Annotated in this window: 26 protein-coding genes; 7 read left to right on the forward strand and 19 right to left on the reverse strand. The window is 43.1% G+C overall.

Annotated elements, in window-relative coordinates; all coding sequences use genetic code 11:
• Positions 1 to 52: 52 nt before the first annotated feature.
• The 5 genes from secDF to PQO05_RS09335 all read right to left on the reverse strand — a co-directional run bounded on the left by secDF (position 53) and on the right by PQO05_RS09335 (position 4,989).
• A complete protein-coding gene (gene secDF, locus PQO05_RS09320; RefSeq protein WP_273632453.1) occupies positions 53 to 3,022 on the reverse strand; it encodes a protein translocase subunit SecDF in 2,970 nt (989 codons plus the stop codon).
• Between the two features lie 113 nt (positions 3,023 to 3,135).
• On the reverse strand, positions 3,136 to 3,624 hold the full coding sequence (locus PQO05_RS09325) for a dihydrofolate reductase (RefSeq protein WP_273632454.1): 489 nt from the start codon (positions 3,622 to 3,624) through the stop codon (positions 3,136 to 3,138).
• Positions 3,624 to 4,001: a type II toxin-antitoxin system death-on-curing family toxin gene (locus PQO05_RS09330; protein WP_273632456.1), complete on the reverse strand. Its 378-nt coding sequence runs from the start codon at positions 3,999 to 4,001 to the stop codon at positions 3,624 to 3,626. The genes PQO05_RS09325 and PQO05_RS09330 overlap by 1 nt, the downstream gene beginning before the upstream one ends.
• On the reverse strand, positions 3,998 to 4,171 hold the full coding sequence (locus PQO05_RS26755) for a DUF2281 domain-containing protein (protein WP_420490444.1): 174 nt from the start codon (positions 4,169 to 4,171) through the stop codon (positions 3,998 to 4,000). Before PQO05_RS26755 ends, PQO05_RS09330 begins: the two co-directional genes overlap by 4 nt.
• Positions 4,172 to 4,194: 23 nt before the next feature.
• Positions 4,195 to 4,989 carry a thymidylate synthase gene (locus PQO05_RS09335; protein WP_273632457.1) on the reverse strand — a complete coding sequence of 265 codons (795 nt, stop codon included), beginning with the start codon at positions 4,987 to 4,989 and terminating at the stop codon, positions 4,195 to 4,197.
• A 167-nt stretch (positions 4,990 to 5,156) separates the two neighbouring features.
• Here PQO05_RS09335 and ispE point away from each other — a divergent pair, with 167 nt between their 5' ends.
• Positions 5,157 to 5,960, forward strand: coding sequence for a 4-(cytidine 5'-diphospho)-2-C-methyl-D-erythritol kinase (gene ispE, locus PQO05_RS09340; RefSeq protein WP_273632458.1), 804 nt, complete (start codon positions 5,157 to 5,159; stop codon positions 5,958 to 5,960).
• Here ispE and PQO05_RS09345 read toward each other — a convergent pair.
• From PQO05_RS09345 to tgt, 5 genes are all read right to left on the reverse strand, one after another.
• Positions 5,957 to 6,844, reverse strand: a complete 888-nt coding sequence (locus PQO05_RS09345; protein ID WP_273632459.1) for an NAD(P)-dependent oxidoreductase — start codon at positions 6,842 to 6,844, stop codon at positions 5,957 to 5,959. The two genes, ispE and PQO05_RS09345, sit on opposite strands and share 4 nt — an antisense overlap.
• 28 nt (positions 6,845 to 6,872) lie before the next feature.
• Positions 6,873 to 7,160 carry a hypothetical protein gene (locus PQO05_RS09350; RefSeq protein ID WP_273632460.1) on the reverse strand — a complete coding sequence of 96 codons (288 nt, stop codon included), beginning with the start codon at positions 7,158 to 7,160 and terminating at the stop codon, positions 6,873 to 6,875.
• A 705-nt stretch (positions 7,161 to 7,865) separates the two neighbouring features.
• On the reverse strand, positions 7,866 to 8,771 hold the full coding sequence (locus tag PQO05_RS09355; RefSeq protein WP_273632461.1) for a DMT family transporter: 906 nt from the start codon (positions 8,769 to 8,771) through the stop codon (positions 7,866 to 7,868).
• Positions 8,771 to 9,868 (reverse strand): LptF/LptG family permease, encoded by a 1,098-nt coding sequence (locus PQO05_RS09360; RefSeq protein WP_273632462.1) that lies wholly within the window; start codon positions 9,866 to 9,868, stop codon positions 8,771 to 8,773. The genes PQO05_RS09355 and PQO05_RS09360 overlap by 1 nt, the downstream gene beginning before the upstream one ends.
• 4 nt (positions 9,869 to 9,872) lie before the next feature.
• Positions 9,873 to 11,003 (reverse strand): tRNA guanosine(34) transglycosylase Tgt, encoded by a 1,131-nt coding sequence (tgt, locus tag PQO05_RS09365; protein WP_273632463.1) that lies wholly within the window; start codon positions 11,001 to 11,003, stop codon positions 9,873 to 9,875.
• Between the two features lie 117 nt (positions 11,004 to 11,120).
• On the opposite strand from tgt, the gene PQO05_RS09370 reads away from it, so the two are divergent.
• The 3 genes from PQO05_RS09370 to rsmG are packed head-to-tail and all read left to right on the forward strand — an operon-like array spanning position 11,121 to position 13,457.
• Positions 11,121 to 12,242, forward strand: a complete 1,122-nt coding sequence (locus PQO05_RS09370; protein ID WP_273632464.1) for a glycosyltransferase — start codon at positions 11,121 to 11,123, stop codon at positions 12,240 to 12,242.
• Positions 12,233 to 12,841, forward strand: a complete 609-nt coding sequence (locus PQO05_RS09375; RefSeq protein WP_273632465.1) for an RNA polymerase sigma factor — start codon at positions 12,233 to 12,235, stop codon at positions 12,839 to 12,841. Before PQO05_RS09370 ends, PQO05_RS09375 begins: the two co-directional genes overlap by 10 nt.
• Positions 12,831 to 13,457 carry a 16S rRNA (guanine(527)-N(7))-methyltransferase RsmG gene (gene rsmG, locus PQO05_RS09380; protein ID WP_273632466.1) on the forward strand — a complete coding sequence of 209 codons (627 nt, stop codon included), beginning with the start codon at positions 12,831 to 12,833 and terminating at the stop codon, positions 13,455 to 13,457. Before PQO05_RS09375 ends, rsmG begins: the two co-directional genes overlap by 11 nt.
• 4 nt (positions 13,458 to 13,461) lie before the next feature.
• On the opposite strand, the gene PQO05_RS09385 is transcribed toward rsmG, so the two are convergent.
• A complete protein-coding gene (locus PQO05_RS09385) occupies positions 13,462 to 13,746 on the reverse strand; it encodes an energy transducer TonB (protein WP_273632467.1) in 285 nt (94 codons plus the stop codon).
• 568 nt (positions 13,747 to 14,314) lie between these two features.
• Positions 14,315 to 14,677: a BlaI/MecI/CopY family transcriptional regulator gene (locus PQO05_RS09390; RefSeq protein WP_273632468.1), complete on the reverse strand. Its 363-nt coding sequence runs from the start codon at positions 14,675 to 14,677 to the stop codon at positions 14,315 to 14,317.
• Between the two features lie 209 nt (positions 14,678 to 14,886).
• Here PQO05_RS09390 and dprA point away from each other — a divergent pair, with 209 nt between their 5' ends.
• Entirely contained in the window at positions 14,887 to 15,984 is a 1,098-nt protein-coding gene (gene dprA, locus PQO05_RS09395; RefSeq protein WP_273632469.1) for a DNA-processing protein DprA, read from the forward strand.
• Between the two features lie 2 nt (positions 15,985 to 15,986).
• Here the strand turns inward: dprA and PQO05_RS09400 are convergent, their stop codons facing one another.
• The 7 genes from PQO05_RS09400 to sppA all read right to left on the reverse strand — a co-directional run bounded on the left by PQO05_RS09400 (position 15,987) and on the right by sppA (position 23,295).
• Positions 15,987 to 16,460, reverse strand: a complete 474-nt coding sequence (locus PQO05_RS09400; RefSeq protein WP_273632470.1) for a SixA phosphatase family protein — start codon at positions 16,458 to 16,460, stop codon at positions 15,987 to 15,989.
• Between the two features lie 9 nt (positions 16,461 to 16,469).
• Positions 16,470 to 17,102, reverse strand: a complete 633-nt coding sequence (locus PQO05_RS09405; protein WP_273632471.1) for a porin family protein — start codon at positions 17,100 to 17,102, stop codon at positions 16,470 to 16,472.
• Between the two features lies 1 nt (position 17,103).
• Entirely contained in the window at positions 17,104 to 18,084 is a 981-nt protein-coding gene (locus PQO05_RS09410; protein ID WP_273632472.1) for a glycosyltransferase family 9 protein, read from the reverse strand.
• Positions 18,085 to 18,097: 13 nt separating this feature from the next.
• Positions 18,098 to 18,598 (reverse strand): D-glycero-beta-D-manno-heptose 1-phosphate adenylyltransferase, encoded by a 501-nt coding sequence (gene rfaE2 / locus PQO05_RS09415; protein WP_273632473.1) that lies wholly within the window; start codon positions 18,596 to 18,598, stop codon positions 18,098 to 18,100.
• 43 nt (positions 18,599 to 18,641) lie between these two features.
• Entirely contained in the window at positions 18,642 to 19,628 is a 987-nt protein-coding gene (rfaE1, locus tag PQO05_RS09420; RefSeq protein ID WP_273632474.1) for a D-glycero-beta-D-manno-heptose-7-phosphate kinase, read from the reverse strand.
• A 37-nt stretch (positions 19,629 to 19,665) separates the two neighbouring features.
• Positions 19,666 to 21,336, reverse strand: coding sequence for a DNA polymerase/3'-5' exonuclease PolX (locus PQO05_RS09425; protein ID WP_273632475.1), 1,671 nt, complete (start codon positions 21,334 to 21,336; stop codon positions 19,666 to 19,668).
• Positions 21,337 to 21,525: 189 nt separating this feature from the next.
• Positions 21,526 to 23,295, reverse strand: coding sequence for a signal peptide peptidase SppA (gene sppA / locus PQO05_RS09430; protein ID WP_273632477.1), 1,770 nt, complete (start codon positions 23,293 to 23,295; stop codon positions 21,526 to 21,528).
• A gap of 86 nt (positions 23,296 to 23,381) precedes the next feature.
• On the opposite strand from sppA, the gene folK reads away from it, so the two are divergent.
• Both folK and PQO05_RS09440 read left to right on the forward strand, forming a co-directional pair.
• Positions 23,382 to 23,861 (forward strand): 2-amino-4-hydroxy-6-hydroxymethyldihydropteridine diphosphokinase, encoded by a 480-nt coding sequence (gene folK, locus PQO05_RS09435; RefSeq protein WP_273632478.1) that lies wholly within the window; start codon positions 23,382 to 23,384, stop codon positions 23,859 to 23,861.
• Positions 23,862 to 23,891: 30 nt separating this feature from the next.
• Positions 23,892 to 24,260, forward strand: coding sequence for an Hpt domain-containing protein (locus PQO05_RS09440; RefSeq protein ID WP_273632479.1), 369 nt, complete (start codon positions 23,892 to 23,894; stop codon positions 24,258 to 24,260).
• The last annotated feature ends 378 nt before the right edge of the window (positions 24,261 to 24,638 follow it).

Consider the following 24,638-nt stretch of genomic DNA (forward strand, 5'->3'; position numbering starts at 1 on the left):
AAAAAGGCTCCAAATGTTCTTTGGAGCCTTTTTAATTTACGTTGAAATTATCTTATTTCAGGTGTTTCTTTCCAAAGTCTACGATAACTGGTGTTGCCACGCAGATCGAGGAGTAAGTACCGAAGCACACACCGATTAATAATGCGAATGAGAAGCCGCGGATAACATCGCCACCGAAGATGAACAATACCACCAATACAAACACTACCGTTAATGCAGTAATAATGGTACGGCTTAATGTACTGTTGATAGCGCGGTTGATAACCACTTGCTGATCTTCGTTTTTGCCTTTGTTTTGGTCTAAGAACTCACGGATACGGTCAAATACTACCACGGTATCGTTGATCGAGTAACCAATTACGGTCAGGATGGCAGCGATAAAGTTTTGATCGATATCTAACGAGAATGGTAACAGACCGTAGAACAATGAGAAGAAAGATAATACCAGCAAGGCATCGTGCGCGGTTGCAATCATCGCACCCAAGCTGAACTGCCATCTGCGGAAACGGATCAGGATGTAAACCGAGATTACCAGGATAGCGAAAATAACCGTCCAGATAGCCGAAGTTTTGATACTGTTGGCAATAGTTGGTCCAACTTTTTGCTGGCTCACAATCTGGAAGTGTGGGTTAACCTTAGTTAATGAGCTGCGTAAAACAGTCTCTACTTTACCATCACCAGATGTGCTGTTATCATCAATCATGTAATCGGTAGTGATACCAACCTGATTTTTGTTATCTACATAAGTTTTAAGGATGGTTTTACCTTCGCCGAAAGTAGTAGTTAAGGCACTACGTACACTTTCAACATCGGTTTCCTTATCAAAACGTACTACATAAGTACGGCCACCGCGGAAATCAACACCGTAGCTAAAGCCACGTGTAAACATCGAGATGATACCCGCAAGGATGAAAATACCAGAGAAAGCGTAGAAACGGAAACGGTTTTTAACAAACGCGTAGTTGGCGCCTTTAAAGGTATGTGAGCTCCATGGGTTAGAGAATTTAATATCCCAGCCTTTACCGAGCATCCATTCGAAGATCAAACGAGAGATCAGTAATGAACAGAATAATGAAGTAACGATACCGATCATCAATGTGGTAGCGAAACCTTGTACAGGGCCGGTACCGAAGATGAACAGGATTAAACCTGTGATAAATGTACTGATGTTAGAGTCTAAGATTGAAGATAAAGCGTGTTTGAAACCATCTTCGATAGATAAACGCAATGATTTACCCAGGGCCATCTCTTCACGCACACGCTCGTAAATCAATACGTTCGCATCCACCGAAACACCCAATATCAACACGATACCTGCAACACCCGGTAAGGTTAATACAGCACCGATGTTGGTTAACACACCCATCAGGAAGAATACGTTGATAAATACTGCAACTACAGCTACAGTACCTGCACGGTTGTAGTAAGCAACCATGAACACCAATACAACGATTAAACCGATGATACATGACATTAAACCGTCATGAATAGCTTCAACACCTAATGATGCACCTACCACGTCTTCTGCCACGATACGGGCAGGAGCAGGTAAACGACCAGCTTTCAGGATGTTGGCTAAATCTTTAGTTTCTTCTTGTGTAAAGTTACCAGAGATAGATGAACGGCCACCTGCAATCTCGCCGTTTACACGCGGAGCAGAAACAACGTTATCATCTAATACGATAGCGATAGAACGGTTATCGTTCTGGTCGTTAGGGTTACCGGCAGCAGCAGCGGTGATTTCTCTCCATTTTGTTGCACCTTCAGAACTCATGTCCATCGTAACCTCAAAACCGCCTTGTGCCTGGTTTACGTCAGCATTAGCATCAGTAATAACATCACCTGTTAATACCGGGCCGTTAGCAGCGCCAGAAAGTTTGATAGCATATAATTCAAATACCTTTGATTTTTCGATAGGCTTAACGCTCCATAAAAATTTAAGGTTTTGAGGGATCAATGCTTTTACTTCTGGTAAGTTAAAGTAAGCATCAATTTTAGCAGTATCTTTTTGTGCAGCGCGACCAACTACGGGGCCCGGACCGTATTGAGCTTGTCCGTTTTGACCTTGGTAGATAGAAGGCGCTAATACCGCAAATAATGGATTTTGTGCAATGGCCTGTGTTTTGCCTAATGCAGTAGTATCTTTAGTTTTGCTTTTTTCTACCTTGCTTAATAACGAGCTACCTTTGGCAGCAGTGTCTTTCTTAGCAGTAGCAGAATCGGCAGTAGCTGCTGTGTCTTTACCATGTGCTTTAGTTTTAGCAGCCAGTAAGCTGTTAATGTTGGTAAGCAATGGCGCAACCTCAGCGTTTTCGCCAGTTTCGTAAAACTCTAATTTAGCAGAACCTTGTAGTAACTTGCGCACACGGTCTTTTTCAGTTACACCTGGCAACTCAACCAAAATACGGTTAGTACCTTCCTGTAATTGAATGTTTGGAGCAGTTACACCAAATTTATCGATACGGGTAGTAAGGATATTGTAGGTTTGAGTAATAGCTGTGTTGGCCTGATCTTTCAGGTACGATTCAACTTCGCTGTTGCTTGAGTTGAATTTAATGTGTTCCTGATTTTCTTTAGTAGCGAAAATTGGAGCCAGTTTACCATCCGGAGCAATTTTCTTATACTCATTCATGAAAAGCGTAATGTAGTTTTCAGGACTGGTATGAGAATCAATCTCGGCTTGTGATAATGCCTGTTTAAAGGCAGGATCCTGGTTGTTGTCTGACAGTGATTTGATCAGGTCACCTAACGAAATCTGCATGGTAACGTTCATACCACCTTTAAGGTCGAGACCCAAAGCTAACTCACGCTCTTTGCAATATTGAAAAGTGTGTTTCAGCAACGGGTAAACCGGTTGTGATGAAATCGAATCTAAATACGCCTTTTCTTTTTCTGTGTCGCCTTTCGCATACTCTTTGGCGTCGCTTTCCACCTTACGGGTTACCCACGTAAATGATAGCTGGTACAAGCATACTATTGCCAGCAATATGGCGAAAAACTTAATAACCCCTTTACCTTGCATTGTGTTAAATATGTATAATTAATTAGTTTATAAGCATTTTATAACAAGACGGCAAATCTAATAATATTTTTTTACCGTAAAATTTTAATTGAAACAAAAAAAACGATGTGCTGTTACATGCGTTCGAGTGTGATAAATGAGAAAGGAAGGGGATTTTTCTCATCGGGTTCAAAGTCCTCCTGGGCTATTGTTTTCCACTCTTTCTCGTCAATAGGCGGGAAAAAGCTGTCAGCCTCGAAGTCTTTTTTAACAATAGTTAAATAGATGCGGTTAACCAAATGCATCGCCTGGCGATAGATCTCGGCACCGCCAACAACAAAAACTTCTTCCTCATCGGCGCATAAAGCCAGCGCATCTTCGATAGAACTTACCACTTCGCAACCCTCAATGGTAGTGTTTTGCCTGGTGATGATAATATTGCGGCGTTTAGGCAGGGGCTTACCCACAGAGTCGTAAGTTTTACGGCCCATAATAACGGTATGGCCGGTGGTGATATCTTTAAAGTGTTTAAGATCGCGGGGGAGGTTCCACAAAAGTTGATTATCTTTCCCGATAGCGTGATTTTGTGCTATAGCAACAACTATCGTAACGTACTGGCTCATTAAATATTAATTATGCGGTCTTTCAACCATTGTAAAATACCGTCGAATTTTAACTCACCCGTACTTGCAGAGATAACCATTTCATATTTTTCATCCTGACTGGCATTTATCCCGAAATTATCTTCTGCTAGTATTAATTCGAACATTAAATAGGCAATTCTTTTATTGCCATCAAGAAAGGGGTGGTTAATTATCAGGCTTTCGAATATCGCTACTGATTTTTCTAAAGCTGTTGGATAAAGATCTTGTTGGTCGAAAGTAGCATAAGGCCTATTGATAGCAGCTTCTAAGCCACTTTGATCACGTATACCCTTGCTGCCGCCAAATCGTTCTATTAAAATATGATGAGCCTGCTCAACCGTTTCTAAATCTATCATTGAGCTAACTTCTGGAACAAATCGAGATTTTCGTTTATGATTCTTGTAATGTGATCTGTAGTCTTTTTCGGTTGCAACTTCTTCACGTAATCCAAAACTTCGGACAGCGCTTCCTCCGGGAGCTTATCAAGCTCCTTTTCAATTTCCACCTTTAATTGTACCGTCGTCATATCTCAAAAATACGAAAAACAAATTAAACCGCTACAACTCCCTTAATATGCGGCCACGGATTATAATTTTCCAGTTCAAAATCTTCGAATTTAAATCCAAAGATGTCTTTAACCTCAGGATTGATCTTCATGGTAGGCAGTGGGCGTGGCTCGCGGCTTAGTTGCAGTTTAACCTGGTCGAGGTGATTGTTGTAGATGTGGGCATCGCCAAAGGTGTGGATAAAGTCGCCGGGTTGCAGGTCGCATACCTGGGCTACCATCATGGTAAGCAGGGCATACGATGCTATATTAAAAGGTACACCTAAAAATATATCGGCACTGCGTTGATAGAGCTGACAAGATAATTTACCATCCAGCACATAAAACTGGAACAGTGTATGACAAGGCGGCAAAGCCATTTGGTTAACATCGGCCACGTTCCAGGCGGATACGATGAGGCGGCGCGAGTCCGGGTTTTTCTTGATCATGTCGATCAGTTGTTTAATCTGATCGATATGCCCGCCATCGGGCGTAGGCCACGAGCGCCACTGGTAACCGTAAACCGGACCGAGGTTGCCATCAGCATCGGCCCATTCGTCCCAAATCCGAACGCCGTTATCTTTAAGATATTTAATATTGGTATCACCGGTTAAAAACCAGATCAGCTCGTGAATAATCGATTTGAGGTGAAGCTTCTTGGTAGTCACCAGCGGAAAGCCATCCTGCAAATTAAATCGCATCTGGTAGCCAAACACGCTAATCGTCCCCGTTCCTGTCCTGTCGTGTTTCTGTGTGCCGTTATCGAGCACATGCTGCATCAGATCGAGATATTGTTTCATCGTTTGTAGTTATTGAGTTATTGGGTTACTGAGTTATTAGGTGGTCGGCTATTCACATAACCAATAACTTAGTAACTTAATAACCAATAACCAACTACAAATAAAAATAATCTAAATTTGACATCCTATACTTGTGCATAATATAACGTGCAGCTGTTAATAAGTTTATGATCGTTTTCCCTAACGCCAAGATCAATATTGGTTTAAATATTACCGAAAAGCGTGCCGATGGTTACCACAATCTGGAGACTGTTTTTTATCCTGTAAAGATCAACGATGCGCTGGAGGCAATTACAGCCCCTCAGTTAAATTTTTCTTCTTCGGGGATAAATATACCGGGCGATGGCGCGAACAATCTCTGTATCAAAGCTTATGAGCTCGTTAAATTGGATCATAACCTTCCGGCGCTTGATATTCACCTTCATAAGCACATCCCGATAGGTGCAGGGCTTGGTGGTGGCTCGGCTGATGCTGCGTTTTTTATTAAATTATTGAATCAGCAATTTGGTTTGAACCTTTCTGTAGAGGCTATGCAAAACTACGCCCGTCAGCTTGGTGCCGACTGTGCTTTCTTCATCGAAAACAAACCGGTATATGCTTTTGAAAAAGGCGACCAGTTTGAACAGGTAGAATTAGACCTGAGCAAATATGTAATTGTATTGGTGATGCCGCCTGTACATGTATCAACCGCGGATGCTTATAGTGGTGTAAAACCAGAGCAGGCTGCCGAATCTTTAAAAGACCTGATCAAGCTCCCGGTAACTGAATGGAAAGATCGCATCAAAAATGATTTCGAAAAATCAGTGACCGGTAAATATCCTTTGATTGGTGAGGTGAAGCAATCCCTTTACGAAGCCGGTGCTTTGTATGCCAGCATGAGCGGGAGCGGGGCTTCTGTGTTTGGTGTTTTTGAAACACTGCCCTCGCTCAAACACCTCGAGGCGGAGAGCAGTGTTTTCTATAACGTTTAAATCCCGGCGTCGTCTGATACACCTCGACCGAAAGCTTCTGCCCAGTCGCTATCCGTGCGTCCTTTGGCCATTGCCGTAAGCATGCGGTTATGGATCACGCCGGCAAAGGGCATCGGCGTTTTGCTTTGCTGCGAAAGTTTAAACACCAGGCTGGCATCTTTGTAGCCGAGTTCGGTGGTAAAGCCAACCGGTTGGTATTTGTGTTCGGCAATTACTTTTCCATAATTTTTAAATATCGGTGCATTAAATAATGTGTTGCCAAAAAACTCGGCAACCTTGGTGCGGTCCACACCAAACTTCTCGGCCATGGTATAAGCCTCGGCCATCATCTCCATCGAAGCCTGGATCATAAAGTTTCCGCTTAGCTTAACTACGTTTGAATTACTTATGCCTTCGCCAAAATCAACCACACCCTGGCTGATACTTTCGAGTATAGGCTTAGCTGCTTCCTTAATTTCGGGGTTGCCGGATACACATACCCATAACATTTTTGCCGCCGCAGCTTCCGGTCTACCGAAAACGGGAGAGGCCAGGTAACGGCTGCCCGACTGTTGATGAAGTTCGGCAAGTGCATCGGCCGTATCCGGGGCAACGGTGCTCATCGAAATATGGATCGCATTTTTAGGGAAGGTTTTTAAAATGCCTTCTTCGCCCGATACCGTGTCTGTCAGTACTGCATCGTTAGATAAAACGCTCAATAAAAAATCAACACCATCGGCAGCCTCGGCGGGCGACTGGCATTTGGTGATCGATGCCTGATCGAGCTCGTCGGCTTTGGAGAGTGTGCGGTTATAAACCTGCAGGTGGTAACCTGCAGCTATCAGGTTTTTGGCAATGGGGGTACCCAGGTTGCCGAGACCAATAAATCCAATCTTAGTTTTCATAGTGTATAAATGTTGGGGTAGATAAATGTTAGCTGATGTAGTCGCGGTCCTCATCGCTCAGGGTACCTGCCGGTGGGCGGATGTCTGAACCTTCATCGTTCGAGTAGTCGTAATCCGAGATACGTTTCACCTTGCCCGGTCTTGCAACCAGGATGCCTAAAATAAATGACACCACCGAGAAGGCTGTTAGCATAACCAGTTTGGACATGTAGATACTTGTAAACAGTATGGTGAATTTTACCTGCTCGGTGTTTTGCATCATGATAACGGTTAGCAAAACGATTACGATGATGAGCGCTATGGTTGATAATCTCATGATGATGTTTTATTGTCTTACTAATATCAGTTTTTTTTCTAACCTGCAAAAAGGGCATTTTGTTAGCACATCGGTATTTTAATGATACGTGGGGGAGTGCGATATAGTGTAGCAAATTCTGGCATAGTTATCGTATTGTTTCTTTGTAGTTAAAACTGTTCTTTCGCTACAGTACTCATAAATCATTGTTTTGCGCGAAATTTTTGAGTTTTTGATCCGTTTTAATTCACTCCTGATTGATCGTTCAATACACCATCTGTTTGGGTTTCTTTAAAATTTACGATTCGTAAATTTACTTGATATAAACATATTTATATATCTGATAATAAGTTTATTAAATGTAATATATGTTTGATAAATAATACAATGCTAAAATATTTAGTTTTGATATTCTTTGTTAAGTATTTTAACTTCAATCGTAGCTTTTTTTAATTAAAATAAACATTTGATTTATAATTATTTATGTTAAAATATTAACTTCTGATTTTATACCAAATAATTGAAATTTGCTGTGTTTATAAATAGAATTTAGCCTCTTTTGGTAGGATAGACATACGCTTTAATAATACACTAAGCTATTTTTGGATAATGGCTTATTGGTGAACGAATGCTTAAAAGTGCCGATAAATGAAAAAGCCTCAATTGTTATAATTGAGGCTTTTTAACAACAAGTTAAATGGAAAGTGTATTGATTGAAGGGCTTATTTAGCGCGAACGGTACTTGCCGATTTGCGTTTGTGCAAACGGAAACAGGAAAACGGTAGAGAGGATAATCATCGCCCCGATCCAGAAACCGGTGGTCATGAGCTTCATTTCACCAAAGAAAAGGAAGCTCATAATGATACCATAAACAGGCTCGAGGTTGGTGATGAGGGCAACCTTGAAAGCCGAAAACTCGCGCATTACAGATACCCCGGCAACGTAAGCAAGCGAGGTACAAACGGTACCCAGGATAAGCAAGTAGCCAAGATCTGAGTTGCCGGGCAGTGTGAAATTGTTGAACCCGCCGGTAGCCAGCATGAAAATACTGATCCAGCAGAAGGCGCCAACCAGTTCGTAAAAGGCAATGATAGGGGCTTCAAGTTTCTTAACATGTTTGCTGTTGATGATAGAAAACAGGCTTGCACATACCGCACTAAGCAGGCCCATAATGATACCCTTAGTGTAGTGTGTTTCGAATTTGAAAACCAGAACAATGCCGGTGATGATCAATAAGCCGGCTGCAATTTCCAGTTTTGAGGTTTTCTTTTTGTAAAAGATAGGCTCGAAAATGGCCGTAAATAAGGTGATGGACGATAGGCAAACCAGGGATACAGATACTGTTGAGGCCTTGATAGAACCAAAGAAAAGGATCCAATGCCCACCCACCAAAGCGCCGGTAAGCGCCAGTTGTACCAGCGTTTTACGATCGACCTTAAAGACTGTTTTGTTGAATTTGAAGTAGAGAAAGAGGGTGCTGAAGGCGATTAAAACCCGGTACCAGACCAGGTCGATAGCGCTGATGTGGATGAGTTTACCGAGTATGCCGGTAAAGCCCCAGATAAAAACTGTGAAATGCAGGATAAGCAAATTCTTGTTTATACCTGCATTTTGTTGTACGGTTGGTTGCATTATTTTGGTGCTTTGCGCAGCAAATAGTACCCCAGGGCACCAAAGCTTACGTTAGGGATAAACACAGCAATTAGCGGTGGAAATCCTCCTTTGGTAGAAAACACGGTAGCAAATCGGTCTACAATGATATAGGCAAAACATAAAAATATACCTATACCTAATGGCAGGCCAATGCCCCCGCGCACCTTGCGTGAGGATATAGAAACACCGATAAGGGTGAGTACATACGATGATAGGGGGTACACAAAACGGCGGTATTTCTCAAACAGCATGTCTGTTAAAACACCCGTTCCGCGGATTTTTTCGCGGTCTATGTTCTTGTTAAGCTCGGTCATTGACATGGCCCGGTACACGTTATCGTGAATTTGAAAGTCTTCGGGGCGCATATCAAGGATAGTATCTTTCTTAAAGCCACTTAACAGCTTCTCATGCAGTCCGTTAACGCGGCGCACGCTGTAATCCTGTAAAGTCCAGAAATGTTTAAGCGAATCGTAGCTAATACGGTTTGCCATCAGCTTTTCTTTCATCTCGTCGCCGTTAAACTTCTCTAAAACAAAGTTATAGCCAACATGCTCGGTGGGGTTAAACTCCTGCAGGTATACATAAGTTCCTTTGTTAAGCTGCATGTGTACCTCGCTTTTGCTTGGGTCAACCTCGTTAAAGTATACGTTTTCGAAGGTTACATCCAGCTTATTAGTAAAGGGGATCAGGAAAATATTAGCGAAAAAGAATACGATGAATATTAAAGACGCTGATACAAAGTAAGGCCTTAAAAAGCGGTTAAAACTGGCCTTGCCGCTTAGTATGGGCACAATCTCGGTTTGGTTAGCCATTTTTGCGGTAAAGAAAATTACCGCCAGGAAGTTAATGAGTGGCAGCAGCAGGTTGGTGTAAAATGGCAAATAGCCCGCATAGTACTGAAATACGATAGCGTGAAGCGGAGCATTGTGCTTCAAAAAGTTATCCAGGTGCTCAGAAACGTCAAAAACAACGATGATCACCATAAAAAGCACAATTGTAAATACAAAAGTGCCCAGGTATTTACGGATAATATACCAGTCGATAACCTTCAGATAACGGTCTAATAACCACTTCATATAATTATAATCTTTGTGCTAAGCGCTTAACCATGATGTTTTTCCAATCATAAAACTCGCCCGAAATAATTTTTTCGCGGGCGGTTGTAACCAGCCATAAATAAAAATGCAAGTTATGCAAAGTGGCTATCTGTGCGCCAAGTATTTCCTTTGCAGCCATTAAATGGCGTAAGTAAGCCTTGCTGTACTCTCTGTCAGACCATAGATCGCTATCTGCTTCAATTGGCGAAAAATCATTTTTCCACTTCTCATTGCGCATATTCAGGATCCCGTCTTTAGTAAACAGCATGCCGTTACGTGCATTGCGGGTAGGCATTACACAATCAAACATATCTACACCTAAAGCAATGTTTTCCAAAATATTAACCGGGGTACCTACGCCCATTAAATAACGTGGTTTTTCCTTCGGTAATATATCGCACACTAATTCGGTCATGGCGTACATTTCTTCAGCCGGTTCGCCTACAGAAAGGCCGCCAATAGCATTCCCTTCGCGCTCGAAAGAAGCAATAACTTCTGCTGATTTTACCCTAAGATCTTTATAAACAGATCCTTGCACAATAGGGAAGAAGCTTTGGCTGTAGCCATATTTAGGTTCGGTGGTATCAAAACGGTCGCAGCAGCGTTTAAGCCAGCGGTGCGTCATGTCGATAGAGCGGCGTGCGTAATTGTATTCACAAGGGTAGGGCGTGCATTCATCAAAGGCCATAATAATATCACCGCCAATGGTACGCTGGATGTCGATGGCATTCTCAGGAGTAAACAAATGTTTCGATCCGTCGATATGCGAGCGAAAGGTTACGCCTTCCTCCTTAATTTTGCGAACTTCCGACAGGGAATACACCTGGTAACCGCCGCTATCAGTCAATATTGGGCGGTCCCAGCCGATTAATTTATGCAGTCCGCCTGCCTTTTCAAGCGTATCCAGGCCGGGGCGCAGGTACAAATGATAGGTGTTGCCTAAAATGATCTGTGCTTTTATGTCATCCCTTAATTCGTGCTGATGAACTGCCTTTACTGTGCCCGCAGTGCCTACAGGCATAAATATGGGCGTTTTTATGGTTCCGTGATCGGTGGTTATCTCGCCTGCACGGGCTTTTGATAACGGATCTTGAGCTGTTAAATTAAATTTCATTATAAGGTTACAAAAATAACATTTTCAGCCTTTTAATCGGGTATCATTAATTTTCACTTCCGCGGGATTATATTCGCGCTTTTTTAACATTTTTGCGCATATTTTTCTTTTCTCATTTTGGACTTACAAATACAAGAGGTTTTATTAGGGTTGCTGGGCATCTGTTTTATCATTCAGATGGTCTACCTGTTGGCCTATCAAAATAAATTAAATGCTTATAACCCGCTCACAGAGTTGCCAGAGGCTGTTATTCCGGTTTCGGTTGTTATAAGCGCACGCAATGAGATCGAAAATTTAACCCAAAATCTGCCTGCCATTTTAAACCAGAACTATCCGGATTTTGAGGTTATTGTGGTGAACGACTGCTCGTTTGATGGTTCGGCCCAGTTGCTCGAAGAGCTTGAGGCCCAATATCCGCGCCTTAAAGTGGTTACCGTTACCGAGACCCGTAAATTTAAAACCGGCAAAAAGTTTGCATTAACCATGGGCATAAAAGCTGCAAAAAACGATTGCTTGCTGTTTACAGATGCTGATTGTGTACCTGCTTCTGATAACTGGATCGCTTTTATGGCCGCCAACTTCGCCAATCCTGAAACGCAAATTGTATTGGGATATTCGCCATATTATAGAAAAAGAGGGCTTTTAAACTCATTGATCAGGTTCGAAACCATTAAAACCGCGATTAATTACCTTTCTGCAGCTATGCGCGGCAATGCTTATATGGGGGTGGGGCGCAACCTTGCTTACCGTAAGGAGCTATTTTTCAGTGTAAAAGGCTTTGCGTCGCACATGCACATCATGTCGGGCGATGACGATCTGTTTGTTAATCAAAACGCTACACCAGCCAATACTGTAATAGAATTACACCAGGATTCATTCATTTTTAGCGAACCTAAAACAAGTTTTGGTGCCTGGGGCAGGCAAAAACGCCGCCATGCGGGTGCCGGTAAGCTGTACAAAGCCAAACATAAACGCATGTTGGCCACCGATGCTGTAAGCGGATTGTTATTTTACCTGTTGTTTTTCAGTTGCTTAGCTGCCGAGCCGGCCATGTATATTGCAGTCAGTTTATTCATTGTGCGTTGGTTGGCACAGATATTGGTTTATAAAAAACAATTTACTACTTTACAAGGTAAAGATTTTATATGGTACATACCCATAGCCGACACCCTGTACTATTTGTATCTGAATATTTTTGGTTTGGTTGGCACATTAAAAAAAACTAACCAGTGGAAGTAAATAACAGTCATTTCACCGAAAACGCAAAGAACGATTTTCAGCTCGTAGTTAAAGCACGGGAGGGGGACCAGAAGGCTTATGCCAGTTTAATGCAGCGCTATAAGGATTCGATCTACTTTATGGCGCTTAAAATGGTTAATAATAAGGAAGATGCGATGGATCTCACCGTTGAAACCTTTGCCAAAGCGTTTGATAAACTGGACAAGTACCAGCCCGATTTTGCCTTCAGTACTTGGCTTTTCAGGGTGGCCACTAATAATTGCATCGATTTTATCCGTAAGAAAAAACTCAATACCATGTCGTTACACGGGATGGTGGACGATGACGGTGATGAGCGCCCGATGCAGATTAAAACCGACGACCTGAATCCCGAAGAGTTTTCGATCAAAAAACAACAAACCCAGGAGCTTAAAGCACTGGTAGAGAGCTTGCCGCAACGTTACCGCAACCTCATTACCCTACGCTATTTTGATGAACTGAGTTACGAAGAAATATCAACCCAGCTAAGCTTACCGCTTGGCACCGTTAAAGCACAGCTTTTCAGGGCTAAATACCTGTTAGGCAATATTATAAACCGCAGAAACAGAAATGACATCTGATTTAATTTTCCAGTATTTTCCTGATTTAACCCCGGTACAAAAGGAGCAATTTTCGCAATTGCAAGGTTTGTATGAGCACTGGAACAGCCAGATCAATGTGATTTCGCGTAAAGATATCGATCAACTGTACGAGCGCCATGTATTACACTCTTTAGGCATCGCCAAGGTAGTCAGGTTTTTACCTGGCGAATCTGTGCTCGATGTGGGTACAGGAGGGGGCTTCCCGGGTATCCCGTTAGCTATCCTTTTTCCGGAGACTCAATTCTATCTTGTCGATTCAATCGGTAAAAAGATAAAAGTAGTGCAGGAAGTATCCAACGCACTTGGCCTCAATAATTTACGTGCTGCACACATGCGTGCCGAGCAGTTTGAGGATCAGTTTAATTTTGTGGTTTCGCGCGCTGTAACGCGGTTAAAGGACTTTTATCCCTGGGTGAAGGATAAGTTTAAAAAGGAATCTAAAAATACCATACCAAACGGGATCCTGTACCTCAAAGGGGGAGACCTGGTTGAAGAGATAGCAGAATCGCGCCTGGCGGTTAAACGCTACGATTTAAAGAACTACTTTCCCGGCGAGTTCTTCGAAACTAAGCAGGTGATCTACGTTAAAGGTTAATACCTTACATTGCATTTATAGATACAGTACCTGCGTATTTTTTATAATCCAGGTTTTTATCAGCAGAGTTATCGTCGTATCTAAAACGGAACAATACCTGGAAGGCATAACTACCAGGGGCGGCTTTAACTGTGTTTTTAAACTTTTTGAAGTTATTTAATACCTCATCAGCAAATTCGCTGTTGAAGCTCTTATCTTCTTTAACCTTAGCATTTACTACTTCCTGCTTGTCATTTACTTCGAAACTGATAATTACCGTGCCGGTTAAATGTTGTCGCCTTGGATTCATCGGGTACCTGCAGTTCATCGCCAAAAATTTAGACAGGGCGAAAAATCATTTTTCACAACAACACTGTCCGTATTTTGACTCGATAACCGATCTGTACTGTAGGCGTATAAATCGATTATATGAAGTTTTTGTTTAATTGTTTTGCTACAGCTCACTGGTGAGCCCTGTAGCTGTTTCCCGATAAAAGTGCTGCAAAGCAGTATCCCAATACAGGCAAAATAAGTAGATGAAGTACGCATAATGATAAATTAGGTTTTAAGCTGCCAATATATCAATATCTGATATTCTACCTATTGCTTCGCTGTCGCAAGTTTAGCGCAACGTAACTTGTGACAGGTCTGTTGTAAGCTTTCAGCTTACGTAAGGTAAAAGCTTACCAGCAGTGTTGCCGGTGCTTTCAATAACAAATTTGTCATTTCCTTGAAGGGTAGGGAATAGCGTGGCGAGGGGGAGAAATCTTATACGACTAGCAAGTTTACGCATGTCGCAGAAGATTTCTCCTCACCCCAAACGCACAATTTCCCCGCTGGTTCGTCGAAATGACAACCTTTCATTTAATATAGCTTCATTATTTCTTCCCACGCTCCGAAAGCAGTATCAACTCTGCCAGATCCGTGATATTCAGCTTCTTTTCCTTAGCGAGGTAGGAGATAAGCTCCTTTACCGAATCATTAAAGAAAGTCTTCAATAGCTTATCAAAAGCCAGCTTCTTGTATTCATCCTCATTTATCGTTGGATAATACACGTGCGACGTGCCGTAGGCCTTGTGGGCCACAAATCCCTTAGTCTCCATTACCCTAACCACGGTTGAAACCGTTGTATAGGCCGGTTTGGGTTCCGGCATCTTAGCCAAGATGTCTTTAACAATACCTTCTTTTAGTTGCCATAAGATTTGCATTACCTGCTCTTCGGCTCTGGTTAATTCCTTCATTTGGCCCAAAAATAGTAACTATTATTATAGTTTAATCAAACTATAATAATAGTTTCGTTACTATTTTTATAGTTTCAAATAGTGATTTTCCTACTATTGTTATAGTTTAAGAACTATTGATATAGTTTCAATGCTGTTTTATGTTTGTAAATCAATGTTTTAGCAAAATAATTGACTTTTAAACACCGATTACTTACATTGGATTTACTATGTCCCTTATCCACCAACTCGCTTTAACCTTTATTAAAAACATTGGTCCCGTACTGGCAAAATCAATGGTTGCCTACGCTGGCAATGCAGAAAATGTCTTCCTAATAGACCCATCGAAGCTCCAAAAAGTACCTGGAATAGCAGCTAAAACGATTCAGCAATTAGACTTTGAATCGGCCCTGGAGCGCGCCCATGAAGAAGCTGCCTTTATAGCCAAAAACAACATCGATGTGATCTTCTATACCGACCCACGCTATCCAAAGCGCCTGAGGGCCTGTAATGATGCACCAGTGCTATTATATGCCCAGGGGAAGATGGACTTAAACGCCCAGCGTGTTATCAGCGTGGTAGGCACCCGTAAGGCTACAGCTTATGGCAAGGATCTCTGTAAGGAGCTTATTGAAGAACTGGAGAGCTATGGCGCCTTAGTGGTAAGCGGGCTGGCTTACGGCATTGATGTAATGGCCCATAAAGAGAGTGTTAAGCTTAATGTGCCTACGGTTGGTGTACTTGGGCATGGGTTAGACAGGCTTTACCCGGCTGCACACCGCTCTATTGCCGATAAAATGTTGTTGAATGGCGGCTTATTAACCGAGTTTCCATCGGGAACCACACCGGATAGGGAGAATTTCCCAGCACGTAACCGCATTGTGGCAGGCATGGCCGATGCTACCATTGTTGTAGAGGCCGGAATTAAAGGCGGTGCGCTCATTACTGCCGAAATAGCTAACTCATACAATCGCGATGTATTTGCGTTCCCTGGGCGCGTTAATGACGAGTTTTCTGAAGGATGCAATTACCTCATCAGGCACCATAAGGCGGGTTTGCTTACCAGTGCTGCAGATTTGGCCTATACGCTGGGATGGGAGAAGGATACTAAAAAGTCTAAGAAGCCTAATCAACTGATGCTGGCGATGGATTTAACAGCCGATGAGCGACTGATTATGGATGTGCTGAGGCAAAATGCTTCAATTGCGATAGATGAACTTACGCTGAAGATAGGCATGCCGGTAAGCCTGCTTAGCATGAACCTGCTGAACCTCGAAATGCAGGGATTTATCCGCTCCCTGCCGGGGAAAGCTTACTGTATCAGCTAAAATCAATCGGGCTCGCTTACCCAGCTTATATCGCCTGTGCCAGACGAGGCTTCTTTCCAGCTATCGATCTCGAAATTGATCAACACAGCACCGCAGGTAGGCATGTTACAGTATTTGCCGGTGAGGTAGGTAGTGATGCTGCTAAAGCCAGGATTGTGACCTGCAAGAGCTATAAAATCGAACTCATCGGGTAGGGCGTTGATGATCTTGAGCAGCGTGGGGTCATAGGCCTCATAGATGGCTTCGTTATAAGTTGCTTCGGGTAGACCGAGGTATGCGGTAACGATGCCTGCCGTGGTTTTTGCCCTCAAAGCCGGGCTGCTAGATACATGTTGAGGGATCAGGTCAGCTGCTTTTAAGCGTTTAGCGAGTTCCAGCGCGTCTTTTTCGCCCGAATGCTTTAACGGCCTCGCAAAGTCGCCTGTATCGGTTTCGTGGGATGCTTTGGCATGCCTGATGAGCAATAGTTTTTTCATAGCAGGTAACTATTTAAAGATATAACCTAAACTTACAGTTAATAAGCGATTATGAATATACGAGGTGCCGGTATCTTTTTGCGGCTGGGTCGAAATATCATTTAAGCCCAATTCGTACCGGATATCAAACAATAAATGGTTGTTTAGCTCCAGTCCGGTGGTAAAATTAAGGCCGTAATCTTCTCTTTTTACGTCGGCACCGTTACCAAATTCCAGTTTTTCTGATGATACGCTGTTGGGCGTTTCAAACTTGTACTTGCCGCTTAATGCCCGTGCAGCATAGCCACCCGCACCAAAGTAATACATCCCCAAACCCGGAAAGTTGAACTTTTTAGCAATGTTTAAAGGCACATCGAGGTAGGTGATCTTTGGGGTGGTGGTAATGCCATCTTCCACAATTTCGGCCCCTTTGTTGCTTATGCCCAGTCCCGATTGCAGCGCCCATTGGCCGGGCAGGTTGTAATTAACAAAACCGCCAACATTTAAAGTAATTGTTGAGTTGGTAGCTATAATGTCATTATTTTTAACACTTTGATTGGCTATACCGCCGCCAAATTTTAGCCCCCAGTTAATCTTTTGGCCAAAGGCACTGATGCTTAGCGTGGCAAATACTATCGTTAACAGGTATTTAATTCGTATCATATTAATCAGCAATTGTTGATTGATTAGCAAAGTCAATAAGCGGTTGCTCGGGCATTTCGTTCATACATTTAAAATGGCCAAGCGGGCATTTCTCGAGGCCGAATTTAGAGCATGGCCTACAAGGTAAATCTATGCCGGCCACCAAAGCATCTTTAACCTGGTAAGGTTGTACACCCAGTAACTCGGGTACAGTGCCGCCCCATACAGAAGCTATTGGACGACTGAACGCTTCGGCGATGTGGGTTAAGCCGGTATCGAACCCTATAATGTTTTGGGCTTTTGATACCAGGAAAACAGATTCATCCAAAGTGGTGATCCCGCAGGCATTATAAACTTTATCGCCCAGGGCAGCGGCAATTTCTTCTCCGTTTTGTTTTACATCCATGCCGCCCAGTAATAAAACGGGTTGGTTAATGCCCCGGCAAATGTTGATGATCTTTTTATTCGGCATCCGTTTGGTAAAGTGGGTAGCGCCGATAACAAAGGCTACATAACCTGCCTGGTGACTTTCTGGCAACAGATCGGCCAGGCGGTAATTCTTTTTGATGTAGTAATCGATAGGCAGGCCATCGTTGCTTACACCCAGAAAGCTCACGGTCTTCAGATAGCGGTCTACCAGATGAATGGGCTCAACCAGTTTTAAATTAAACTTCAAACTAAGCCATTTGCGGATGCGCTGCTTATCGTAAGTAGACGATTTAATACCCGTACGCAGTTTAATAAGCGAGGTGCGCAGGTTATTATGCAGGTCGATAATGTAATCGTATTTTTCCTGCTTAATCTCCTTAATGGTATCGCTTAGCTTTTCCTGAAGCAGTAAAAGTTTATCCAGATGCGGGTTGGCATCGTAAATGTATTTGAAGGCGGGCTTGGTTAAAAAATGAATTTCGGCATCGGGCAGTTGCTGTTTGAGGCAACGTACCACCGGTGTGGTATAAATAATGTCGCCCATCGAGCTAAACCGGATCACCAGTATCTTCATATTTTATATTCGCTCAGGAACTGTGGCTCCTGATTTTGTTGATAATAGAGGTAGACGAGTACCCCTCCACAAAATTAATAGTTTTTACCTCACCACCATTAGCCATCACCTCGTTTGCGCCCACAATATTTTCGATGGTGTAATCGCCTCCTTTAACCAGCACATCGGGCATTACCGCGTTGATGAGGTTGGCGGGGGTGTCTTCTTCAAAAACAACGATGGCATCTATATAAAAGAAAGCGCTTAACAATAGCGCCCGGCTATCCTGGTTGTTAACCGGCCTGCTTTCGCCCTTTAACCTTTTTACCGAAGCGTCTGAATTTAGGCCGATGATGAGCTTATGTCCCAGCTCTGCAGCCTGTGCCAAATAGGTGATATGGCCGGTATGGATGAGATCGAAAACGCCATTGGTAAACACTAGTTTTTGCCCTTCGGCTTTCCATTGCGCTACTTTTTGCAGCAGCTCTGGTAGGCTGTTTATCTTATTGACTAATGTGCTTTCGATATGCTGCATGTTAAACTGATTGTTTAATATGTTGATATTATAAATCTGATTATTAAATTGTTGAATTTTGAATGTCTGTGATAATACTATCTACCGAAGCCGTTGCATTACCCACATGGCGGATCACAATTGCGGCGGCATGGTTAGCCAGTTCGCAGGCTTCTTCCACTTCGAGACCCTGGGCTATAAAGTACGCTATAGTTGCCAGTACGGTATCACCTGCACCGGTTACATCGAACACTTCGGTAGCTTTTACAGGGAGTAGTTTATAGGCAAGTTCATCTAAAATAACCATCCCTTCTTCGGACAGGGTTACGATAAGGTACTCAACCCCGGTTTCGGCAAAGATAGCTTTACCTGCTTTTTGCAGATCGGCAAGGTTATGGATCTTTTCAGATTTTGCCGCCTCGGCCAGTTCTTTACGGTTGGGTTTGATAATGAATGCACCTTTATATTTAGAATAATCCAATCCTTTGGGATCAACAATTACTTTTTTACCCTGCTCGTTCGCTGCCTTAATTAGGCGTTGGGTTAAGGCTGGCGCGAAGAAACCTTTATTATAGTCTGAAAAAAGTACAATGTCGGCTTCGCTGATCTGTGCTTGCAAAACGCCGAAAGCTTGTTCTTCCAGGTCAGGATTGATAGGATTAGTCACCTCTCGGTCGATGCGCACCAGTTGGTGGTTGCCTGCAAGTACACGTGTTTTAAGTGTGGTTGGGCGGGTATCATCTTTGAAGATAGCTCCTGTATCAACACCTTGCTTTTCTAAGATGATCAGTAATTCTTCGCCTGCTACATCATTACCTATTACGCCGCTCAAGGTAACTTTGGCACCGAGAGCCAATAAGTTTTGGGCTACGTTGGCAGCACCGCCAAGTGTGGTAGTTTCGCGTTTTACATTAACCACAGGCACGGGCGCCTCGGGCGAAAGGCGTGTGGCCTCGCCCCAGATATACTGATCAATCATCAGGTCGCCTATAACCAGCACTTTGGGTTGCTGTTGGGTTTGCTTAATGTGGTTAACTTTCTCTAAAAGCATTTAATGTGTTTGGGGTAAATAATGTTAACGCTAATAACTAAGCTTTCGGCTTTTTATTATTAAATACTTCGGTGATCTGGGCTAAGTCCATCGCATTGAGGCAATGTTCTTTTGTTAGTCCGCCTTTACGGCCAACCAGTACACCGTATTTCATATCATGAAAACCTTCGTTACGGTGGGCATCCGGGTTGATGGAAAGCATTACACCTTTATTAAGTGCATAACTTTGCCAGCGCCAATCAAGATCAAGTCGCAGCGGATTTGAGTTAATCTCGATCACTACATTATTGGCTGCACAGGCATCGATCACTTTTTTATAATCAATATCGTATCCCTTGCGGGTAAGCAACAGCCTGCCGGTTGGGTGGCCCAGTATGGTAGTATACGGGTTTTCGATGGCTTTGATTAAACGCTCGGTAGCCTTTGCCTCATCCATTTTTAGGTTAGAGTGCACAGAAGCCACAATGAAATCAAAGGTTTTCAGGATCTCATCCGGGTAATCCAGCGAGCCATCATATAAGATGTCAGCCTCTATACCTTTAAATATATGGAAGTTCTCCAGCTTTTTGTTGAGCTGATCTATCTCCTTATGTTGTTCCAGAACGCGCTCAATGCTGAGGCCTTTGGCGTAAAAGGCACTCTTGCTGTGGTCACTGATACCCAGGTATTGCAGTTTTAGCTGGTCGCGGCAGTACAGGGCCATTTCTTCCAGTGTATTTACACCATCGCTCCAGGTACTGTGGTTGTGGAGCGAACCTTTCAGATCGCCCAAGGTAATCAGCTTAACTTCGGTGGTGATATTTAATATATCAGCGCCTTCGCGCTGCTCGGGATGGATCCAGGGCAGGCCGGCTTTCTCATAAATGATCTCTTCGCTTGTAGGTTGATCTATGTCATCCGTAATCCGGGCGAAAACTGCTTCCACATGTTCTTCTGTACCGGTTTGGATAAATAACTCTCTGAAATATTTGTTTTTCGGCACGCAGATTAGCTCAACCAGCAGGCCGTTTTCCAGTTCACCGTTCAGGCGACAATCGTCAACTTTTAAATTTTGCAGTAAACCTGCACCTTTTAAAGCATCGATACCAATTTCCGCATCGCGGGTACCGATAACAATGGATAATTCATTAATTATATCATTGCGGCGGCGGTATTGTCCCGAAAACTCAATCAGCGCACCTGGCATAAAGGCTTTGATCTGGTTCATCAGCTCCTCGGCCTCTGGCTCAACCTGCGCATACAGGAAACTGCCATTGCTGGCCATACGAAATTCCAACACCTTGCGGATCTCTTCCTGGGTTTTTAAACCAAAGCCTTTGGCCTCTATCAGGCGGTTCTCGTTACAGGCGTATAATAGCTCACCAATATTTTCGATTCCCAGATCGTGCCATATCACACCGATCTTTTTTGGGCCGATGCCTTTAATGCCCAGCATTTCTACAATACCTTCGGGCGTAGCAGCCAGCAGGTCGGTTAAATCAGTGATCGAACCTTTCTCCAGTAATTCGGCAATTTTAGCAGCGGTGCTTTTGCCCAGGCCATCAATCTTTTCCATTTCGGCCAGGCTTTTGCCGGCTATAGGGAAGGGTAGCTTATCAACTTTAAAAGCGGCGTTGGCAATAGACTTAATCTTAAACGGATTTTCGTCATGCAATTCCATCAGCTGCGAAAGCAACCTTAGTGTACGTGCTATTGGTTTATTTTCCATATTGGTGGCGGTAAAAATACGAAAGCCACCCAAATTGAGCGGCTATAGTTAATAATTAATTACTGGCTGTAATTGTTTCTGTTAGCTGATAAAAGCCTCAAAAAAATAGTCAATTGTTACAGCATTGCGCTTAAAACAACAAAGCCACCCTTAATAAAGGTGGCTTTGTTGTAACAAACTATTTATGTATTACTTAATAACAATGTTGTAAGGCATACGTGCTTGCGGGTTACGCATCATACTTTGTAAGCCTTTTACCTGCTCGTAATATTTAAAGTTTTCGCCCAGTTCTGATTGGATGGCGCGGGTTTTCATCTCGGTGCTTAAACCGCTGCCAAATTTGCTGAATATGCTTTTCTGCTCTGGGTAGGCTACCAGCTTGTAATCTTTTACGTTGGCTTTTTTAGCAGCGCAGGTAATAGCGTCATTGATGTTACCCAGGCGGTCAACCAAACCCAATTTTAAGGCTTGGGTACCAGTCCACACGCGGCCCTGGCCAATGCTGTTGATGTAGGCTTGTGTTTTGTGGCGACCATCAGCTACGGCTTTGGTAAACTCATCGTAACCACGGTTCACCTGGTTTTGCAGGATCAAATGCTCTTCGGGACTAAGCGGACGGCTGATATCGCCCAGATCTGAGAACTTACCGGTTTTTACACCATCAAACGTAACACCCAATTTATCGTTAAAGAATTTCTGCATGTTAGGCAGGATAGAGAAGATGCCTATTGAACCTGTAATGGTATTCGGCTCGGCAATAATGCTATCGGCAGCGCATGAGATGTAATAACCGCCAGAAGCTGCGTAATCGCCCATAGAAACGATAACCGGTTTAACTTTCTTGGTCAGCATAACTTCGCGCCAGATCACAGCCGATGCAATTGAGCTGCCACCCGGTGAGTTAACACGCAATACAACGGCTTTAACTTTATTATCCAGACGTACTTTGCGGATAGCGGCAGAAATTTTATCAGAACCGATGCTGTTATCATCGCCATCGCCGCCACCTATTTCGCCCGAGGCGTAAATGATAGCCACACGGCGGTCTGAAGAGCCTTCATCGTCCTTCTTGTCGCCTTCGCTCTTGGTGTAATCATCAATGCTTACACTTTTAACATCTTTTTTATGGCTGATGCCGGTACGGTCTTTCAGGTCGTCCAGTATTTCGTCTTTATATTTAAGGCCGTCAACCAGTTTATATTTCAAGGCATCCTCGGGATACTGAATTTTCATGTTGTTGGCAATATCTTTCAGCGTATCCACATTTAAGTGGCGGCTGTTGGCAATGCCTGTTAAAAAGTAATCGTACAACGAACCCATGTACGAGGTAACCTGCTCGCGGTTGGCATCACTCATTTTGGTGAGGATAAAAGGTTCAACAGCACTTTTGTAAGTACCTACTTTAATAACCTGTGCTTCGATGCCCAGTTTATCCAGCGTACCTTTCAGGAAGGTGATCTGTGAGCTGAAGCCGCTAAAATCAAACATCCCTTTAGGGTTGATATATACTTTATCGGCTACTGAAGCCAGGTAGTAAAAGCTTTGTGTATAGATTTCGCCGTAGGCTACAATGAACTTGCCCGATTTTTTAAAGTCGATCAATGCCTTGCGGATCTCTTCGGTAGTGGCCTGACCAGATAGCATATAGCTTTCGCTCAGATAAATACCTTTAATGTTATCGTCGGTTTTGGCTTTTTTAATGTTGGCCAGGATGTCGTTTAACCCTATTGATTTATCGGTATCGAAACCCAGGAAGCTTAAACCTGCCAACGGGTTATTGGGGGTGCGTTCGGTAATAGGATGGTCGATAGAGATATTGAGTACAGAGTTGCTCTCAACGGTAACATTTTTATCGCCACTGGCTGATGCCACGATACCAATTAGTATTAAAACTAAAATGATGCCTGCAAAAATAAGCCCGACTATTGTGGCTAATACAAATTTGAAAAATTGTTTCATTAAGTGGTATAAATCTTTTTATCTATGCAAACTTAGCAATTCGCTATGTTAATGTTTAGAATGCTGTCCATAATATTTGTTACAACATGATTAATGTTTTTTTGTTATTGGGAAGTAACCTGGGCGACAGGCAACTTTTTCTGAAACAGGCCATTAAGGGCATAGAAAATATGGCCGAAGTTGTACAGGTATCATCTGTATACGAAACCGAAGCATGGGGAGTAGAAGGGCAGCCAAATTATCTTAACCAGGTTGTTTTAGTGAAAACTGATATGCTGCCACGTGCTATGCTGAAGAAACTATTGGACCTGGAGAAAGCACTGGGGCGCAAGCGGACTGAAAAATGGGGATCGCGCACTATTGATATTGACATCCTTTTCTTCGGCGAGATGATTATAAATGATGACCCGGAGCTGATAATTCCACACCCAAGATTGCACGAAAGAAGGTTTACTTTAGAGCCTTTAGGAGAATTGGACAACCAATTTGTCCATCCTGTGTTAAAAAAGACTATTTTACAGCTTAAAAATGAGCTTACAGATAGCTTGATTGTGAAAAAATTATAACTTTGGGTAACTAACTAATATTTCTATCTTATGGCTGATAACCAAGACCTTGACTTGACCTTTTTATACGAAATAGCCGACGGCAGCAACGAGTTTATTGTAGAATCGATAGATATGTTTATGCAGCAGTCGCCAGAGCTATTACACCTGATAGATACCGCCATTACAGCAGGCGATTGGCCAGCGGCTGCCTCATCTGCACATAAGTTAAAACCGAACCTTGGTTTCTTTGGTATGATCGACAGCCAGTCGGCCATGCAGGAGATTGAGCACCTGGCCAAAACCGGCGCACCGGATGTACACGATATTACTACCCGTTTTAATGAAGTAAGAAGTGTAATTACAGGAAACCTGCGTAAACTACAGCAAATAAAAACAGAGGCTGCGTCGCAGCTTTAGTGTTTTCCCGGAAAAAAATAGAAATTTATAACCTTAGCAGTGTTAGAAGTCAGAGATTTTGAATACTGCTAAGGTTATTTTTTGATGCCCCATCGGGGCTACCTATTTATAGAAATAAATATAAAGCTCAGCCTAAATTTCTACCCCTTATTAACGTTTTGGCAAATTGCACTGACAGTAGTGTTCCCCTAATTTAGGGGAATGCAATGATTGTGCTACTACTTCTAACATTAATAAGGGGTATAAATTGTAGCAGGTTAAAAGATGTGGGTACCCCATATAGGCGCAAGTAATGTAGCTGTAGAATGTGGGCTGGGTACTTGTGCCTATACAAGCTTAGCATGCGAGTGACCCCTCCCTGCCACGGCACAGGCAACC

Source organism: Mucilaginibacter jinjuensis, assembly GCF_028596025.1.
GTDB classification, from domain to species: Bacteria; Bacteroidota; Bacteroidia; order Sphingobacteriales; family Sphingobacteriaceae; genus Mucilaginibacter; species Mucilaginibacter jinjuensis.

Excerpts from the sequence above, each read along its gene's own strand:
- secDF (WP_273632453.1), bottom strand. The coding sequence starts at position 3,022 with ATGCAAGGTAAAGGGGTTATTAAGTTTTTCGCCATATTGCTGGCAATA.
- PQO05_RS09325 (WP_273632454.1), bottom strand. The coding sequence starts at position 3,624 with ATGAGCCAGTACGTTACGATAGTTGTTGCTATAGCACAAAATCACGCT.
- PQO05_RS09330 (WP_273632456.1), bottom strand. The coding sequence starts at position 4,001 with ATGATAGATTTAGAAACGGTTGAGCAGGCTCATCATATTTTAATAGAA.
- PQO05_RS26755 (WP_420490444.1), bottom strand. The coding sequence starts at position 4,171 with ATGACGACGGTACAATTAAAGGTGGAAATTGAAAAGGAGCTTGATAAG.
- PQO05_RS09335 (WP_273632457.1), bottom strand. The coding sequence starts at position 4,989 with ATGAAACAATATCTCGATCTGATGCAGCATGTGCTCGATAACGGCACA.
- ispE (WP_273632458.1), top strand. The coding sequence starts at position 5,157 with ATGATCGTTTTCCCTAACGCCAAGATCAATATTGGTTTAAATATTACC.
- PQO05_RS09345 (WP_273632459.1), bottom strand. The coding sequence starts at position 6,844 with ATGAAAACTAAGATTGGATTTATTGGTCTCGGCAACCTGGGTACCCCC.
- PQO05_RS09350 (WP_273632460.1), bottom strand. The coding sequence starts at position 7,160 with ATGAGATTATCAACCATAGCGCTCATCATCGTAATCGTTTTGCTAACC.
- PQO05_RS09355 (WP_273632461.1), bottom strand. The coding sequence starts at position 8,771 with ATGCAACCAACCGTACAACAAAATGCAGGTATAAACAAGAATTTGCTT.
- PQO05_RS09360 (WP_273632462.1), bottom strand. The coding sequence starts at position 9,868 with ATGAAGTGGTTATTAGACCGTTATCTGAAGGTTATCGACTGGTATATT.
- tgt (WP_273632463.1), bottom strand. The coding sequence starts at position 11,003 with ATGAAATTTAATTTAACAGCTCAAGATCCGTTATCAAAAGCCCGTGCA.
- rsmG (WP_273632466.1), top strand. The coding sequence starts at position 12,831 with ATGACATCTGATTTAATTTTCCAGTATTTTCCTGATTTAACCCCGGTA.
- PQO05_RS09385 (WP_273632467.1), bottom strand. The coding sequence starts at position 13,746 with ATGAATCCAAGGCGACAACATTTAACCGGCACGGTAATTATCAGTTTC.
- PQO05_RS09390 (WP_273632468.1), bottom strand. The coding sequence starts at position 14,677 with ATGAAGGAATTAACCAGAGCCGAAGAGCAGGTAATGCAAATCTTATGG.
- dprA (WP_273632469.1), top strand. The coding sequence starts at position 14,887 with ATGTCCCTTATCCACCAACTCGCTTTAACCTTTATTAAAAACATTGGT.
- PQO05_RS09400 (WP_273632470.1), bottom strand. The coding sequence starts at position 16,460 with ATGAAAAAACTATTGCTCATCAGGCATGCCAAAGCATCCCACGAAACC.
- PQO05_RS09405 (WP_273632471.1), bottom strand. The coding sequence starts at position 17,102 with ATGATACGAATTAAATACCTGTTAACGATAGTATTTGCCACGCTAAGC.
- PQO05_RS09410 (WP_273632472.1), bottom strand. The coding sequence starts at position 18,084 with ATGAAGATACTGGTGATCCGGTTTAGCTCGATGGGCGACATTATTTAT.
- rfaE2 (WP_273632473.1), bottom strand. The coding sequence starts at position 18,598 with ATGCAGCATATCGAAAGCACATTAGTCAATAAGATAAACAGCCTACCA.
- rfaE1 (WP_273632474.1), bottom strand. The coding sequence starts at position 19,628 with ATGCTTTTAGAGAAAGTTAACCACATTAAGCAAACCCAACAGCAACCC.
- PQO05_RS09425 (WP_273632475.1), bottom strand. The coding sequence starts at position 21,336 with ATGGAAAATAAACCAATAGCACGTACACTAAGGTTGCTTTCGCAGCTG.
- sppA (WP_273632477.1), bottom strand. The coding sequence starts at position 23,295 with ATGAAACAATTTTTCAAATTTGTATTAGCCACAATAGTCGGGCTTATT.
- folK (WP_273632478.1), top strand. The coding sequence starts at position 23,382 with ATGATTAATGTTTTTTTGTTATTGGGAAGTAACCTGGGCGACAGGCAA.
- PQO05_RS09440 (WP_273632479.1), top strand. The coding sequence starts at position 23,892 with ATGGCTGATAACCAAGACCTTGACTTGACCTTTTTATACGAAATAGCC.